General features: G+C 68.4%; 13 protein-coding genes and 1 pseudogene. 7 read left to right on the top strand and 7 right to left on the bottom strand.

The window, feature by feature from the left end; all coding sequences use genetic code 11:
- Positions 1 to 250: 250 nt before the first annotated feature.
- Positions 251 to 1,258: an enoyl-CoA hydratase/isomerase family protein gene (locus tag OG289_RS02920; RefSeq protein WP_327312426.1), complete on the top strand. Its 1,008-nt coding sequence runs from the start codon at positions 251 to 253 to the stop codon at positions 1,256 to 1,258.
- A 258-nt stretch (positions 1,259 to 1,516) separates the two neighbouring features.
- On the opposite strand, the gene OG289_RS02915 is transcribed toward OG289_RS02920, so the two are convergent.
- Positions 1,517 to 2,530 carry an NADP-dependent oxidoreductase gene (locus tag OG289_RS02915; RefSeq protein ID WP_327312425.1) on the bottom strand — a complete coding sequence of 338 codons (1,014 nt, stop codon included), beginning with the start codon at positions 2,528 to 2,530 and terminating at the stop codon, positions 1,517 to 1,519.
- Positions 2,531 to 2,753: 223 nt separating this feature from the next.
- On the opposite strand from OG289_RS02915, the gene OG289_RS02910 reads away from it, so the two are divergent.
- Positions 2,754 to 3,290, top strand: a complete 537-nt coding sequence (locus OG289_RS02910) for a winged helix-turn-helix transcriptional regulator (protein ID WP_327312424.1) — start codon at positions 2,754 to 2,756, stop codon at positions 3,288 to 3,290.
- Positions 3,291 to 3,651: 361 nt separating this feature from the next.
- Here the strand turns inward: OG289_RS02910 and OG289_RS02905 are convergent, their stop codons facing one another.
- Positions 3,652 to 4,119: a winged helix-turn-helix transcriptional regulator gene (locus OG289_RS02905; protein ID WP_327312423.1), complete on the bottom strand. Its 468-nt coding sequence runs from the start codon at positions 4,117 to 4,119 to the stop codon at positions 3,652 to 3,654.
- 105 nt (positions 4,120 to 4,224) lie between these two features.
- On the opposite strand from OG289_RS02905, the gene OG289_RS02900 reads away from it, so the two are divergent.
- On the top strand, positions 4,225 to 4,725 hold the full coding sequence (locus tag OG289_RS02900; protein ID WP_327312422.1) for a PaaI family thioesterase: 501 nt from the start codon (positions 4,225 to 4,227) through the stop codon (positions 4,723 to 4,725).
- 179 nt (positions 4,726 to 4,904) lie between these two features.
- Here OG289_RS02900 and OG289_RS02895 read toward each other — a convergent pair whose 3' ends face one another.
- Positions 4,905 to 5,972: an alkene reductase gene (locus OG289_RS02895; protein WP_327312421.1), complete on the bottom strand. Its 1,068-nt coding sequence runs from the start codon at positions 5,970 to 5,972 to the stop codon at positions 4,905 to 4,907.
- Between the two features lie 950 nt (positions 5,973 to 6,922).
- Here OG289_RS02895 and OG289_RS02890 point away from each other — a divergent pair.
- Positions 6,923 to 7,513: a TetR/AcrR family transcriptional regulator gene (locus tag OG289_RS02890; RefSeq protein ID WP_327312420.1), complete on the top strand. Its 591-nt coding sequence runs from the start codon at positions 6,923 to 6,925 to the stop codon at positions 7,511 to 7,513.
- A gap of 152 nt (positions 7,514 to 7,665) precedes the next feature.
- Here the strand turns inward: OG289_RS02890 and OG289_RS02885 are convergent, their stop codons facing one another.
- Positions 7,666 to 7,794 carry a hypothetical protein gene (locus OG289_RS02885; RefSeq protein WP_327312419.1) on the bottom strand — a complete coding sequence of 43 codons (129 nt, stop codon included), beginning with the start codon at positions 7,792 to 7,794 and terminating at the stop codon, positions 7,666 to 7,668.
- A 1,024-nt stretch (positions 7,795 to 8,818) separates the two neighbouring features.
- On the opposite strand from OG289_RS02885, the pseudogene OG289_RS02880 reads away from it, so the two are divergent.
- Positions 8,819 to 9,439, top strand: a pseudogene (locus tag OG289_RS02880) (RNA-guided endonuclease TnpB family protein); the annotation flags it as partial.
- Between the two features lie 98 nt (positions 9,440 to 9,537).
- On the opposite strand, the gene OG289_RS02875 reads toward OG289_RS02880, so the two are convergent.
- Together OG289_RS02875 and OG289_RS02870 are read right to left on the bottom strand one after the other, a co-directional pair.
- The gene (locus OG289_RS02875) at positions 9,538 to 11,007 is read right to left on the bottom strand and encodes an amidase (protein WP_327312418.1); all 1,470 of its coding nucleotides are present in this window, start codon (positions 11,005 to 11,007) and stop codon (positions 9,538 to 9,540) included.
- A 448-nt stretch (positions 11,008 to 11,455) separates the two neighbouring features.
- The gene (locus OG289_RS02870) at positions 11,456 to 12,325 is read right to left on the bottom strand and encodes an alpha/beta fold hydrolase (RefSeq protein ID WP_327312417.1); all 870 of its coding nucleotides are present in this window, start codon (positions 12,323 to 12,325) and stop codon (positions 11,456 to 11,458) included.
- 263 nt (positions 12,326 to 12,588) lie between these two features.
- Between OG289_RS02870 and OG289_RS02865 the strand changes: the two genes are divergently transcribed.
- On the top strand, positions 12,589 to 13,188 hold the full coding sequence (locus tag OG289_RS02865) for an alpha/beta hydrolase (RefSeq protein WP_442819060.1): 600 nt from the start codon (positions 12,589 to 12,591) through the stop codon (positions 13,186 to 13,188).
- Positions 13,189 to 13,434: 246 nt separating this feature from the next.
- On the opposite strand, the gene OG289_RS02860 is transcribed toward OG289_RS02865, so the two are convergent.
- Positions 13,435 to 14,007: a TetR/AcrR family transcriptional regulator gene (locus OG289_RS02860; protein ID WP_327312415.1), complete on the bottom strand. Its 573-nt coding sequence runs from the start codon at positions 14,005 to 14,007 to the stop codon at positions 13,435 to 13,437.
- 275 nt (positions 14,008 to 14,282) lie between these two features.
- Between OG289_RS02860 and OG289_RS02855 the strand changes: the two genes are divergently transcribed.
- Positions 14,283 to 14,756 carry a winged helix-turn-helix transcriptional regulator gene (locus tag OG289_RS02855; RefSeq protein ID WP_327320563.1) on the top strand — a complete coding sequence of 158 codons (474 nt, stop codon included), beginning with the start codon at positions 14,283 to 14,285 and terminating at the stop codon, positions 14,754 to 14,756.
- The last annotated feature ends 12 nt before the right edge of the window (positions 14,757 to 14,768 follow it).

Here is a 14,768-nt window from a genome sequence, read left to right as displayed (position 1 = left end):
GCGCTCCGAGCCCTGTGCCAGAATCTTGAGGTGCCCCCAAGCCCACGGCATCGACAAGGACGAGTGGTTCCGCCTGTTGCCCTCATGGCCGAGCAGGCGCTCGCGTCCGGATCCCTCGCCAACAACCCCGTCGTACCCACCGTGGAAGAGATCCGGGATCTCTACGCGCAGATCTACGGCTGACACCCGGCGAGTGAGGAACGTGATGGCCACGACAGCCAGGTCCGCGCGGAGTACGAGGTGCTGACCCATGACTGATACCGCTGCGGTCGAGATTCTCGCCGACGTCCACCGGGGCGTCGGCCGCATCCTTTTGAACCGGCCCAAGGCGCTCAACGCCCTGACGACAGGCATGGTCGTCGCCATCGACCGTGTGCTCGCCGAGTGGGAGCACACACCGCTGTCCGCTGTGGTGTTCGCCAGCACCAGCACGAAGGCGTTCTGCGCCGGTGGCGACATCCGTACGATCCGTGAGCACAGTCTCGCCGGGGATGCCGAGGCCAGCGAGCGGTTCTTCGCCTCCGAGTACCGGCTCAACGCCCGGATCGCCGAGTATCCCGTGCCGGTCGTGTCGCTCATCGACGGCCTGTGCATGGGCGGCGGTCTCGGTCTGTCCGTCCACGGCAACTTCCGCGTCGTCACCGAGCGCGCGGTGCTGGCGATGCCCGAGACCGGGATCGGGTTCTTCCCGGACGTCGGGGCCAGCTACTTTCTGCCGAGGCTGCCCGGCGCGATCGGCATGTACCTGGGTCTGACCGGGCACCGGCTCGACGCGGCTGACGCCCTGTACACGGGGCTGGGCACGCACTTCGTCCCCGCGGACGGGCTCGACGCGGTGGGGGACGCCCTGGCCGACAGTCCCGGCGACCCGGTGGACGTCGTCCTGAAGCGCCTTGCCGGCCGCTCCCCGGTGGCGGGCAGCAGGCTGGCGGAGGTGCGCGGTGACGTGGACTGGGCGTTCGGCGCGCCGACCCTCGGCGAGATCGAGAAACGCCTGCGCCACCTCGACACCCCCTGGGCGGCAGCCGCGCTGGTCGCCCTGGAGTCCGCCTCGCCGCAGAGCCTGGAGATCACTCACGCCCTGCTGGCACGAGGCGGGCAGCACACGTTGCGCGAGTGCCTCGCCGCCGAACTCGCCCTCACGCGTACGACCATCCGCAAGCCGGACTTCCTGGAGGGCGTGCGTGCGGCCCTGGTCGACAAGGATCGCACTCCCAACTGGCAACGTGCGCTCGGCGGACGGACGCTGCTGTCCTGAGCGTGTCTGCCCGCGCATGCGTGTCGGTCCGTGCGCAGTGATCCCACTCCTGATACGCGGCGGGAACGAGGGCTTGACCTCGGCTCGGGGCGGCGTAGAGCCGTGTGGCGCGCTGTGTCGCGAGCCATATGGTGTGCGGAACGTACCGAGACGCCCACAGCGGCGACTCTCCGCGACCGTAGTCGCCATGGGATCGCCCATGGCGTCGTCGCCTCTCCGGTGACCGTGCCGGACGGAGGGCCTGTGGCCGGCACGGTCTCAGTCGTTGTCGGGCGCCATCGAGACCACGACCTTGCCGGCCTTGGTGCGGCCCTGCTCGACGTGCGCCATCGCCTCGAGCGTCTGGTCGAACGGGAAGGTGCTGTCGATGACCGGGCGGAGCTTCCCGCTGTCGTAGAGCGCGCCGAGTTTGCGCAGCTGGGAGCCGTTGGCCTGCATGAAGAAGAACTGGTAGCGCACGCCCAGCGCTTTCGCCTGCTTACGGATCTTGCGACTGAGCGCGTTCATGATCAGGCCCAGGAAGGAGGGGGCGCCGAGCTGCTTGGCGAAGCCGGCGTCCGGCGGGCCGACGACACTGATGGCCAGGCCGCCGGGCTTCAGCACGGTCAGCGACTTCTCGAGGTTCGCCCCGCCCAGGGAGTCCACCACCAGGTCGTAGCCGGACAGCACCTTCGAGAAGTCTTCCTTGGTGTAATCGACGACGACGTCGGCGCCGAGGCTCCTGACCAACTTCTCGGTCTCGGTGTCCGTGGTCGTCGCCACGGTGGCACCGAGGTGCTTGGCGAGCTGGATGACTGTCGAGCCGAGGCCACCGGCACCGGCGTGGATGAGCACCTTCTGACCCGGCTTCACATGGGCACGGTCGACGAGAACCTGCCAGGCGGCCAAGGCCACCAGCGGCACCGCGGCCGCCTCTTGGAGGGTGAGCGAGGCCGGCTTGGGCGCGACATCGTCCATGTCGATCGCGATGAACTCCGCGAAGCCGCCGATCCGCAGGTCGCGCGGACGGGCGTAGACCTCGTCGCCGACTTTGAGGCCGTGTACGGCGGAGCCGACCCGGGTCACGACGCCGGCCACGTCGTGGCCGAGCACGAACGGAAGCCTGTACTTCAGGAGCTGCTTGAACTCCCCGTTGCGGAGCATTTTGTCCAGCGGGTTGATACTGGCGGCGCTCACTCTGACCAGGACGTCGCGGTCCCCGACCGTGGGCTCGGGTACGTCTGCGGCGCGCGCGCCGTCATTGCCGTACTTCTCGACGACGAAGGCCTTCATGTCGGCCGCCCTTCTGCGTGGGTGTTCTGGTGGTCGATCTGATTCTTCAGCGCAGGTCCCCTTGTGCACCCGTTTCTCGCGTGCGGCCGGGTTGATGTGCTGGTCATGACGCTACCGACTGAGTATAGAAAAGTAAACTCAGGAGGCTTGGGATCACCCCCCCCGTGGAGGCAGGGATCGAAGCTCTTCAGGGCGTCCGCATGGGCCCCGTCTCGACCGGGACATGCCAAGCTGCTCGATTGCCCGGACCCTTGAGGTCGTGGGTGAGAAGTGGACGATCCTGGTCCTGCGCGAGGTCTGGTACGGCTCGTCCAGGTTCAGCGACTTCGAACGCGTCCTCGGCTGTCCTCGCAACCTCCTCGCGGCGCGGCTCCCGGATGCTGTGGAAGAAAGGATCCTGGCCACCGAGACCTGCAAGGAGCCGGGCTCGCGGAGCCGGCCGAAGTACGTGATCACGCCCAAGGGCATGGATCTGGTCCCGGCCGTGATGGGCTCCTGCGGTGGGGCGACCGCTGCCGCGCCGACCCGGAGGGCTCGGCCGTACTGGCGCGACACCGCGGATGCGGCCCGCACGTCGACGCCCAGATCCGCTGCGAACGGGGCCACCCCGTGCAGGCGGAAGATGTCGAGAGCGTCCCCGGCCCTGCACTCTTCCTCGGGCCTCTTTTCGCCAGCTCTCGCCCTACGTGCATGGGAGGCGGGATGCCGGAACGCGCCCAACCTGACGCCCTACTGTCGCCGATGCGGCGCAGTCAGCTGACCGCAGTCGAGCTGTCGCCCAACCGAAGACTGTACGAGGGTGTCGGTGGCTCCCGGCGCGTCAGGTGACGGGCTCTCTCGCAACCACGTCGCGCGCGACGGTTTCATCAGGATCCCGCCAGGGGGCAAGGCTCACCGTGGAACCGCTCATCGGTGCGGCCGGTGCGGCCGGTGTGCCGGCGACGGCGGGACGGCGGCGACGGCGGGGACGGTGAAGGCGCTGAACCCTGCGTCCGGAGCGCCCATCGAGTTCGGTTCGGCGGCGCGCCGAAGTCAGATCGTGCGCTGAGGGGCAACGGCGGCGGAGTGCACGGCACTCAGCTGATGTCTCACCGCAGTCTGGCGACCGTGAGGTCGATGGCTCACGACCGGAGGCGGGCGCCTGTTCCCAGCCGGGCGGTGACTTCACGGGGAGTGAGGGTGGAGTGCTCCGCGGAGCACTCGACGACGACGCGGACCGGGGCGTCGCACTCGGTGTGGCGGACGTCCAGTACAGGACCCTCGGAACCGAGGGTGTATGCCTCGCCCCACTGGCTCAGCGCCATCAGAACGGGCCATAGGTCCCAGCCCTTGCGGGTCAGACGGTATTCGTTGCGCGAGCGGCTGCCGGGCTCCCGGTAGGGGACGGTCCTCAGGATGCCGGACGAGGTCAGCTTGCGGAGGCGGTCGCTGAGGACGGCCTCCGACAGGCCGATATGGCGGTGGAAGTCGTCGAAGCGGCGGACTCCGTTGACGGCGTCACGCAGGATCAGCAGCGTCCATTTCTCCCCGATCACGTCGAGCGTGCGCTGGACGGGGCAGTTCTCTGTGCTCGCCTCAAGCCACTCCATCCCGCCATCGTAAGGGGTCTGGCTTCGTCATTGACAGTCAGGTGAAGAGAAGTCTAGCTTCACTTGAAAAAGTCAGCTGACAGTCAGAGGGAAGGGCGCTGGACCGTGGGGCGAACGCGTACGTATCAATGGGACGATCCCGCGATCTCGGCGGAGGCCGCCGCGCGCATGGCCGGCATCGACTTCCTGCGCGAGCTGCAGGCGGGGCGACTGCCGGGGCCGCCCATCAACTACACCGTCGACTTCACCCTGGACGAGGTGGAGCCCGGCAGGGCGGTCTTCTCGCTGACACCGGGTGAACAGCACTACAACCCGATCGGCAGCGTCCACGGCGGCATCTTCGCCACCCTGCTCGACTCGGCGGCGGGATGCGCCGTCCAGTCCATCCTCCCGCAGGGCATGGCATACACCTCGCTCGACCTGACCGTGAAGTTCCTGCGGCCGATCACCGTGGACACGGGCCCGGTGCGCGCCATCGGCACGGTCGTCAACAAGGGCCGCCAAACCGCCCTCGCCCAGGCGCAGTTGGTCGACGCGAAGGACCGGCTGCTCGCCCACGCCACCAGCAGCTGCATGCTCTTCCCGGTGCCCGCCCCTCGGGTGTGACTCCGCAGGCAGGGCCCTCGGTCCGTGGGGGCAGCCGGGACAACAGGGAGTGCATGGATGGTCCGCTCCGCGGGCGGCCCGCTGCCCCTTGGTGACTCGTCGGCTGTGAGGCTGGTGCGTGTCGCAGCCATGCCTGGGCGCTCGGGGGAGAGGTTTCCCTCGGGCGCCGGGTGCTCTGCTCAGGCGGCGCGGACGGGGTAGTCGGTGTAGCCGGCTGCGCCGCCGCCGTAGAAGGTGGCGGGGTCGGGGGTGTTGAGGGGGGCGTTGGCGCGTACGCGCTCGACGAGGTCGGGGTTGGCGAGGGCCATCGAGCCCACGGTGATGACGTCGGCCAGGCCGTCCTCGATGTCCTTGGCGCGGGTGGGGATGTCCGTGCCGGCCCGGTTGAGGAGCAGCGTGTTCGGCCACAGCTTGCGGAGGGTGTGGAGGAGTTCTTCGTTGCCCCCGTGGCCGATGTGCAGGTGGGCGAGGTCGAGGGGCGCCAGGGCGTTCAGGAGGTGCGGGTAGAGCTCGTGGGGGTCGCTCTCGGCGAGGTCGCTGATCTGGGAGGGGTTGCCGGGGGAGATCCGGATACCGGTGCGGCCGGCGCCGATCTCGTCGGCCACGGCGGTGGCGACCTCCACCGCGAAACGGATGCGGTTGTCGAGGGAGCCGCCGTACTGGTCGGTGCGCTGGTTGGCACTGGGGAAGAGGAACTGGTTGATCAGGTAGCCGTTGGCGCCGTGGATCTCGACGCCGTCGGCGCCGGCCGCGATGGCGGCTGCGGCGGCACGGCGGAAGTCGTCGACCGTGGCGGTGACTTCGTCGGTGGACAGTTCGCGGGGCTCCGGCATTTCCTGGAGGCCGGACGGGGTGAACGTCAGGCCGGCCGGCCTGACCGCGGAGGGAGCGACGGGCTGGCGCCCGTGGGGGGTGTTGTCGGGGTGGGCGATGCGGCCGGCGTGCATGAGTTGGATGACGATGCGTCCGTCGGCCTTGTGTACGGCGTCGGTGACCTTGCGCCACCCGGCGATATGTTCGTCGGTGTAGATGCCGGGGGTCATCGGGTAGCCCTGTCCGTCGGCGTTGGGCTGGGTGCCCTCCGTGATGATGAGGGCGTGCGAGGCGCGCTGGGCGTAGTACTCGGCGTTCAGCTCGGTCGGTACGCCGTCCGGGGTCGCCCGGCTGCGGGTCAGGGGTGCCATGGCCAGTCGGTGCGGCAGGGCGATCTCCCCGACGGTGGTCGGGTTCCACAGGGCGTTGAGCATGGGTGATTCCTCAGGTTGTGGGTGGCGGACGGCCACGGATCGGGCGGTCACCGTGTGGGCGTGGCCGGCTGGGTGGGGACTTCGCCGTCCTGCTTCTGAGCCCGGTGGCCACCTGTCATGAGCGGGGCCGGGTAGGGCGTCATCGATACCCCAATAATATTACGATCGTAATCGTATGGGGTGTGGCTGCCGGGCACAAGTGGGGCACCTGCCCCTGCGGGTGAGCTCAGAAGTCTGTGGCACGCCGACGCTGTCGGTCGAGCCGGCGAAGGGCGCTTCGGGTCCGCCAGGGGAGAGTGCGGGGGGCGGGCGATCGATGGGGGCCCCGACTCCTCCCTGGCGGTCGGGGGCGAGCAGCGGCAGGGCACCGTCGGCCGATCGCGGCGGCGGTCAAAAGCGGCGACCACTGTGCCTCGTCGGTGCGGTGATCGGCGTGGCGGGGTGACCGGCTCGAAGCTGGAGTTGCGGTACGCCCGTCACCCGGCGCGGTTGCTTCGCCCGGCTCGCGCCCGGTAAGGCGACCTTGGTGCGATTGCCGCGGCGGGACATGGAGCATCAGCGGCGGTTGTGAGCGGTGGTGCGGTCCAAGGGGCGCAGGGCGCAGCGGCCCGCTCGGCAGGTGCGTACGCGTCGGATCCCGGCGAACAGGGGCAGGTCGACGGTGTCCTGGCGGATGGACGCCTGCGCACCTGTGGGGTGGTCGGCGGGGCTCGTGGTGATGGCCGCATCATGAGCCTCGCCGACGAGGGCGAATTCAGGCGCTGGGTCCGTGCCTGCCCTCGCCGATGAAGGTCCGACGCTCGCCCGTCGTCCTTGCCGTAGAGGGCAACTGGCGACGAGGCGGCCGGCCGTCGTCGCTGTCGACTCTTTGGATTACGTTCACAATACCATAGACTGGGGAAGTAGGTGAAGGGCAACCGGTCCTTCCGGTCGGCGAAAGAGCGTGCGCTGTGGTGCGGTATGGAAAAGAGCACAAGTCGGAGACGAGGCGGCGGATCATCGAGACGGCGGGCCGCCGGTTCAAGCAAGGCGGTATCGACGGCTCGGGGGTCTCCACGCTCATGAAGGACGCGGGGCTGACCAACGGGGCCTTCTATGCTCACTTCGAATCCAAGGATGACCTCGTCACCACGGCAATCGCCGACCAGTTGAAGGCGCAGGCCGAGAGCGTCGTCGCGCGGGCTGCGCCTGGCCGTGCCGGACTCGAGCAGATTGTGCGCGGATACCTCTCGCCCCAGCACCGCGACAGCCTTGGCGACGGCTGCCCCAACGCCGCTCTGCTCGACGAGATCGGGCGCTGCACCGACACGACCAGGCAGGCGTACACCGACGGCGTGCTGGTCCTCATCGACGGCATTGCCGCCCGCATGGCGCCCGACGCCCCGTCCTCGGCGCGTGTGAAGGCGCTCAGCCTCCTCGGCCTGATGGCGGGGACACTGCAGCTCTCGCGCGCCTTGACCGACAGTCAGCTCGCCCATGAGCTCCTCGATCAGGGGATAAACAACGCTCTCGCCCTGCTGGACGCCGGGCAGTGTGTCTGACGCACCGAATCCCTGGCCCCAGGTTGTGGCTCTCGGGGGAGTAGCCGACGCCGGCAGGTTCTCTTCAGCTGGGACTCGGCCGACGTCACCGGGTAGCTCCTCCTGAGCCGCCTAAGCTGCTGCGACATCGACGGCCCCTCCTGCCGGCGCAATCACCAGAACCAGGCCGAGATCCTCTGGAGCGGAGGGGGCGCCCGGGTCGGATCCAGCGAGGAGGGGGAGCGGGCCTGGCCGAAAGCGAGAATCCCCATCAATGCCGCCAGGCCTTCCTGCTCCAGCACGCCACGTCCTTCGTGAAGGGCGTGACCAACTTCCTCGCGGACTGGCCGCTCCAGCCCACAGCCGAACCGGACGATTCAATCCCGGGTGGGTCGGCGACACCGCATCGGGTGCGGTACCGCTGCCAGGCTGAGCGAGGCGGCGCTTGGCCGATGTGGCGGTGGAGTCCGTTGCCGTACGCTGCCGCGGCCTTCCTGGTAAACGTCGTACCCGCCGTCCCTGGAGTAATCCGAAGGACTCGAACCCGTGAGCACCGGCATCGGCAGTGTGTCGCCGTTCCTTGAACCCAGGTTCAGCAACCGCCGGCACAGTGCTTCCGTCGACGACTCCGCTCCCGCCGGGCGGCACCGGAGTGAGAAAGGCCATCGTCGTGGCGCTGAGCGTTGAAGACCCTACGAGTGCCACTCCATCGAGCGTCGGCTCGCCCCGTGCCTGCGAACTTCCTGCGGTTACGGGGCCTCGGCACCTGCAAAGTGCTGCGCACCCGGATCCCGCGTACTGGCGCACCTGGACCGGGACGAGTTGCTCCGGCCTCGCGGGCTTCTCCCGGGGCGGCGCAGGTCTTGGAAGACGGGAGGGGCGAGCCGAAGCCGCGGAGGCGCGGTGATCGGGGCCAGGTGCACCGGAGCGCCGTCAGGACCGGCGCCACCTGGGCCTCCGTTTCAAGTTGGGTCAGTCGACCCGGCCCAGTCAGCCTCGTCCGGCCCCTCATGCGACGTGACGTCCAGACGAGGAGACCGTTCGTGGCAGGCCGTCGTCGAGACGAAGGCGTCCGCCTGCTCATGCTGCCGCGACCGGATGGGCGAAGAGGGCTGGGCGAGGGCGTGACGGGGGCGGCTGCGTGCGGCGGTCGGTAGCGGAGTCTTCCCGGTTCGGCGGCCGCTCTGTTCCCGTGCCGCTGCAGGTTGCGCGTGGAGGGGCATCGGTGGAAAGCCACGGGCAGGGATGCGACGCCACCCGGGCCGGTGGCCTCGCAGCGGCGGAGCGGTCGTTGCACAGGAGCAGAGGCCATGGCACACCAAGCAACTGTCCACCGGGGAGAAGATCACCAACCCCCGGCACGAGCGCCGCGACCGCAAGCGGCTCGCGAAGGCGCAGCGGGAACTCTCCCGCAAGGCGAAGGGTTCCAACAACCGGGCCAGGGCCCGGGTGAAGGTCGCCCGCGTCCACGCCCGGATTGCCGACCGCCGCCGGGACTTCCTGCACAAGCTGTCGACTCGACTCGTCCGTGAGAACCAAACGGTCGTGATCGAGGACCTCACCGTCCGCAACCTGCTGAAGAACGGCAGGCTCGCCCGCGCCATCTCTGACGCAGCCTGGACGGACCTCCGCATGATGCTGGAGTACAAGTGCGCCTGGTACGGGCGTGAACTCGTCGTGATCGACCGCTGGTTCCCCAGCTCGAAGCTGTGCGGCGCCTGTGGCGCGGTCGCGGCGAAGATGCCGCTGAACGTCCGCGAGTGGACGTGTGACTGCGGCGCCGTGCATGACCGCGACGTGAACGCGGCGCGCAACATCCTGGCCGCCGGGCTGGCGGCGTCTGCCTGTGGAGACGGTGTAAGACCTCAACGGGAGTCCTCCCGGAGGGGGCGGTCGTCGGTGAAGCAGGAACCCCAGCGGGCGACCGCTGGAATCCCCCGCCTTTAGGCGGGGGAGGAAGTCAAACGGGCTCTTCCTCTGTGTGGGCCGACGCCAGCCGGGGTCGGCTGGGGGCGGGTTCGCGGGCAGTGCGGGTCGGCGGATCGTCACAGGAAGGCCGGAGGTGGCTGGTAGCCCTCGAGTTCTCGGCCGAGGAGCTCGGCGAACTTGATGGTGGTGAGGTCGCCGCCACTCGGACCCATCGCCTGGAGCCCGACAGGCAGACCGTCTCGGCCGGTTCGGACCGGGATGGTCGTCGCCGGAGAGCCGGCCACGTTGGCGATGGCGCTCCACTTGACCTGGTCCCAGTAGGGGCGAGGCCGCTCGTCGACCTGGATCCGGCGTCCGAATCTGTCGATCGGTTTGTTGTGATGAGGCGGTGCCGTGGTCGGTGTGACCGGCATGAGGAGGACATCGAAGTCCCGAAAGAACTCGGTCCACCGCTGCCGCAGCTCATGGCGTGCCACGTCCGCCTGGAGCCAGCTGTAGTGGGACTGGAAGGTTCCGCGCAAGGCGTACAGCGCCTCCCCACGAGGATGCTGGGCAAGACGCGCGAGGAGCGCTGTGTTGGAGGCCGCTGTCAGTCCGGATCGGTCGTAGGTGAACGCACCGAAGAGCAGGCGCAGGAAAATGTCATGACTGGTCGCCATGTCACCGGGGAGGCCGGAGGGCCGCACCTCGACCTTCGCGCCGGCCTCCTTGAGGGCATTCAGGGCGTCGTCCATCGCTGTGACGACGTCGTGGTCGACGGGGCACGAGGGGTCCTCGGGCCACACCGCGACCCGGAAGCCGCCCAGCTTGCTTCCCCTGGGGGGTGCGAGGGTGTAGCTGAAACCGCCGTCGCGCTCGGGCGGTCCTACCGTCGCGTGGAGGATGGGGACAAGGTCGCGCGCCTCACGTACCTGGGCGCCCGCACAGGCGAGGTCGATCTCTCCCCACCGCCCGACACCGGGTCCGCCCGGCACGTGGCCGATGAGCGGGATGGACCGCCAGGTCGCCTTGTGTCCGTAGAGGCCGTTGAAGTGTGCTGGGATCCGGGTGGATCCGCCGATCTCCGAGCCGAAGTCGAACGCGGTCAGCCCTGCGGCTGTAGCCACCGCGCCACCTCCCGCGGAGCCTCCGGACGTGCGTGCGGTGTTCCACGGGTTCAGCGTCGGTCCGAACACCGGGTTGTCCGCCTGGACGTCCTGGTTCCCCGCGGGCATGTTGGTCTTGCCGATGATCACCGCACCTGCGGCACGCAGCCGTCGCACCGCCTCGGCGTCCTGTTCGGGCACGTAGTCCTTGAGGTGGGGGCGGCCGCAGACGGTCCGCAGACCAGCGGTCTCGTAGCTGTCCTTCAGCGTGATCGGCAGACCGTGCAGCGGGCCGAGTTCTGCCCCACTTGCGCGTTTCGCGTCGGCCTTCCTGGCCGCGTGCCGCGCCCGTTCGACGTCAAGGGTGACGATGGCGTTGAGCGTCTCGTTGTGGGCGTCGATGCGGCTCAGGTAGACCTCGAGCAGTTCCTCACTCGACACCTCGCCCGAGGCCAGCGCACTCAACTGGTCCGTGGCTGCCTGGAACGGGAGATCATGCACGGAGGGCCTCGTTTCTGTAGGTGCTGATGTGGCGGGCCCAGAGGCCGAGAGGTGGGTGGTCCCCTGACCCCTCAATAACGAACGGTCATACTATTACGGTCGTACGTTAGTTTCTGGGTTCCCTCGTGAAGTGCCGCCGGGGCGAGACGCCACTCGGGCCCGCCCTGTTTCGATCGTGCCCCGGGGCCGGCATCGGGCAGGCTCGCCAGGCTTGCGTGACGACTTGAAGAGCGAAGCCCGGTCTGCGCGAGCGCCGAGAAGTTTCCGACCGGATCGCAGTGGGTGTACCTGCCGGTGAGACGCGGCAACCGGCGGGCTCTACCACCAGATGTCGGAGTCGTCAGGCATTGCGGGAGGTGCGGCAGATCGGCCGGAGATCCCATCGCGCCTCTGGTCCGGGTGTCGGTACGGCCCGTGTGAGGCCCGCTCCAACGGCATCCGATCGAGCTCAGGACCCCAGAAATGAAAGGGCCCTTGCGACGAAGTCCTCGTGGTACTGGAAGATCCCCCCGTGGCCGGAATCACGGTAGAGGGGCACGAGTTCGCTCTTGGGGAGACGTGCGGCCAGGTCGAGTGTGTTCTGGCTGGGCACCATCCGGTCCTTCTCGCCGTTTGTCACGAGGACCGGTTGGCGAATCGCCGACAGGTTTGACGGTGCCTGGCGGCCCCATCGTTTGACGGCCTTCAGCTGGGCACGGACCGTCGGCAGGGAGATGTCCTTGTCCCGGTTGTCCGTGCGCTCCTTCAGTCGTTGCAGGAAGGCGCGTCCTGCCCGACGGCCGCCTGCGGTGTCGGTGAAGAAGAGGGAGAGCTTCGGGTCCCGACGGGTCAGGGCGCCTTTGATCGTCGCCTGGATGGCAAGGGACGGAACCTTGTCGATGCCATCGCCGCCGGCGGGGCCCGTGCCCGCGAGGATGAGCTTGCGGACGAGGCGCGGTTCCTCTTCCGCGATGACCTGCGCGACGAACCCGCCCATCGACAGACCGAACAGATCGACCTGGTCGAAGCCAAGGGCACGGATGAACCGCACCGCGTCGTGGGCCATCGCTTCGATCGTGTCAGGCGTGGAGCCGCCCGACCCGCCCACCCCGCGGTTTCCGAAGGTGATGACCCGGCGTTCTGCGGCGAGTCCGTCGACGACACGCGGATCCCAGTTGTCCAGGTTTCCGGCCAGGTGAATCAGGAGGATCAACGGTACGCCGTCCTCGGGGCCGAGCTGCCGATAGGCGAAGTCCACCCCGTCAACGGCCACGGAGCGGGTCGGCGCGTTCTTGTATGCCGATCGTGAGGGGGGTGCAGAGTTCCGCGGTGCGCTCATGTCCAGGTCCTTCTGGTAGGGGTGTCAGGGCGGTCTCGTTACCGGATGAAAAGGGTCCCTGTGACGACCTGGTCGCCCTTCGCGCGCCCTTCCCGGCTCGGTTTCGGTATGGCTGCCGGAGGGGCAGCAGCCACGGGGTGACGAGCGCGCGTCAGGCGCGCCGGGTGCAGTGCTCGGGGCGCGCCCCGTTGGCAGAGCTCTTCGGAGGGGCCTTGCCTCACGTCATGGCTGCCGGTGACCGGCAGCGGACTCTCCCCGATTAAATTACGATCATCATCCTAAATGGCTGGTCGGCGGGCCGCAAGAGGGGTCCTTCTCTCGTGTGCGCCATGTCTCGTGGTGGGCGCGGCGCCGGTCAGGTGATCGCGCAGAACGAACCGCAGCTCGTCCGCAAGCTGATCCTCACGGGCCCCGGCCCCGCGGGCGGCGAGGGCATCAAGAACGTGAGCCGACTGTCCCATCTCGACACCCTCCGCGCCCTGTTCACCCTCCAGGACCCGAAGCAGTTCCTCTTCTTCACCCGCACCGCGGGCGGGCGCCGAGCCGGAAAGCAGTTCCTGGCCCGTCTCAAGGAGCGCGCCCACGACCGGGACAAGGCGATCTCCCTCCCGTCGTACTTCGCCCAGCTCAAGGCCGTCCACGGCTGGGGGCTCGCGCAGCCCCAGGACCTCTCCGTCATCCGTCAGCCCGTGCTCGTCGCCAATGGCGAGAGCGACAGGATGGTGCCGACGAAGAACTCGTTCGAACTGGCCCGGCGACTGCCGAACGCCGACATCGTCGTCTACCCCGACGCCGGCCACGGAGGCATCTTCCAGTTCCACGAGCAGTTCGTGGCGGATGCCCTCGCCTTCCTTGAGCGGTAGTGGGTGCCAGGGACGGGCGCCAGATTGCGCGCTGGGGACGTTGGAGGCTTCTCCGCCCCGGATGGTCGACGCCCGTCGACCGGTCATGAGCCGAGGTCGCAGAGGCCACCTCACGAGTCCGCGAGCGGCCGCGAGTGGCCACACCCGGACGCGAGGAACGGTTATCGCATCCGGGCCCGGCTCAATGTCCTCGCGCATCGCCCGGCGGAGATCGACCCCCACACCGCGGCGGCTCGGTCGTTCCTCTCAGTGCATGAACGTGCGGGCGTTCGTGATTCCCTGCTCGAGGACCTCGTCAGCGAACTTGCGGTCGGCGAGGGCGCGGGACAGTTGCATCGTCCCCACCAGCATGGTGAAGAGCCCGATGGTCTTGCCGCGAGCGGGCTGCGGATCCGCGGGCGCCAGACGGGCGGCGATCCCTTCCACGATGGCCGTCGCGCCCTCGGTGTACGCCTGCTTGGTGACGTCCGTGCGGCGGCCGATCTCGTCGAGCAGTGTGGCGGAGTGGCACCCGGTGCCGGGCTGGTCACGGTGCTTGGGCGACAGATGGCCGTGAACGAAGTCCTCGAGTCCCTGTCGGCCGGGCCGCAGCGTGTCGTACCTCTCCACCTGCGTGCGCAGTTGATCGGCGACAACGTTGGCGACGAGGTCGTCCTTGGAGGCGAAGTGGGCGTAGAACGCGCCGTTGGTGAGCCCGGCGTCCGCCATCGGCGTCGATATGCCCGAGCCGTCTATCCCGTCCTGCTTGAATCGGTGGTCGGCCTTCTCGATGATCCGTTGCCGCGTCACCTGCTTGTGCTCCTTGCCGTAGCGCGCCACAGGCTTCCTCCCGTCGCGATGTAAGCAATGCAAGGTCGTTGCCTTGGAATCCAAGCCAAATCTACGGTCTCACGCTCATAATATTATGAGCGTGAGGTAAAGCGAAAGGCTTACGGCTCAAGGTGGGCACCCGACCTCAGGTGGGCCCTGGCTTCCTCGTCGGTGAGAGGTGAGCGCTCCGGCGGGCCTCGACGGCTGAGTATCTAAATGTAAACTCAAAAGCGGTTAGAATCGCTCCCATGGATGCGTGGACCGAAGTTCTCCAGGACGCCGGCATGGACCCCCGACTCGACCGGGACACGTCCAACTGCTCGATCGCGCGAACTCTTGAGATCGTGGGCGAGAAGTGGACGATCCTGATCCTGCGTGAGGTGTGGTACGGCTCGTCCCGGTTCGGTGACTTCGAACGCGTCCTGGGCTGTCCTCGTAACCTGCTGGCGACGCGGCTTCGGATGCTGGTGGCGGAAGGGATCCTGGCGACCGAGACGTACAAGGAGCCCGGTTCGCGGAGTCGGCCGAAGTATGTGATCACCCCGAAGGGCATGGATCTGGTGCCCGCCGTGATGGGGCTGCTGCAGTGGGGTGACCGGTACCGCGCCGACCCAGAAGGGCCGGCGGTACTGGCTCGGCACCGCGAGTGCGGCGCGCACGTCGACGTCCGGATTCGCTGCGAACGAGGCCACCCGGTGCAGGCGAAGGACATCGAGAGCGTTCCCGGCCCGGCCTTTCGTATGAGGTCGTCCGAGTGAGCTGAGGACTCC

The organism is Streptomyces sp. NBC_01235 (assembly GCF_035989285.1).
Lineage (GTDB): Bacteria > Actinomycetota > Actinomycetes > Streptomycetales > Streptomycetaceae > Streptomyces.
The sequence above is the reverse complement of the archived record's forward strand: the minus strand, read 5'-3'. Positions and strand labels throughout refer to the sequence as shown.

Bases quoted from the DNA above. Each gene is read 5' to 3' on its own strand.
- OG289_RS02910 (WP_327312424.1), top strand. From the start codon at position 2,754: ATGCCAAGCTGCTCGATTGCCCGGACCCTTGAGGTCGTGGGTGAGAAG.
- OG289_RS02915 (WP_327312425.1), bottom strand. From the start codon at position 2,530: ATGAAGGCCTTCGTCGTCGAGAAGTACGGCAATGACGGCGCGCGCGCC.
- OG289_RS02905 (WP_327312423.1), bottom strand. From the start codon at position 4,119: ATGGAGTGGCTTGAGGCGAGCACAGAGAACTGCCCCGTCCAGCGCACG.
- OG289_RS02855 (WP_327320563.1), top strand. From the start codon at position 14,283: ATGGACCCCCGACTCGACCGGGACACGTCCAACTGCTCGATCGCGCGA.
- OG289_RS02870 (WP_327312417.1), bottom strand. From the start codon at position 12,325: ATGAGCGCACCGCGGAACTCTGCACCCCCCTCACGATCGGCATACAAG.
- OG289_RS02895 (WP_327312421.1), bottom strand. From the start codon at position 5,972: ATGCTCAACGCCCTGTGGAACCCGACCACCGTCGGGGAGATCGCCCTG.
- OG289_RS02920 (WP_327312426.1), top strand. From the start codon at position 251: ATGACTGATACCGCTGCGGTCGAGATTCTCGCCGACGTCCACCGGGGC.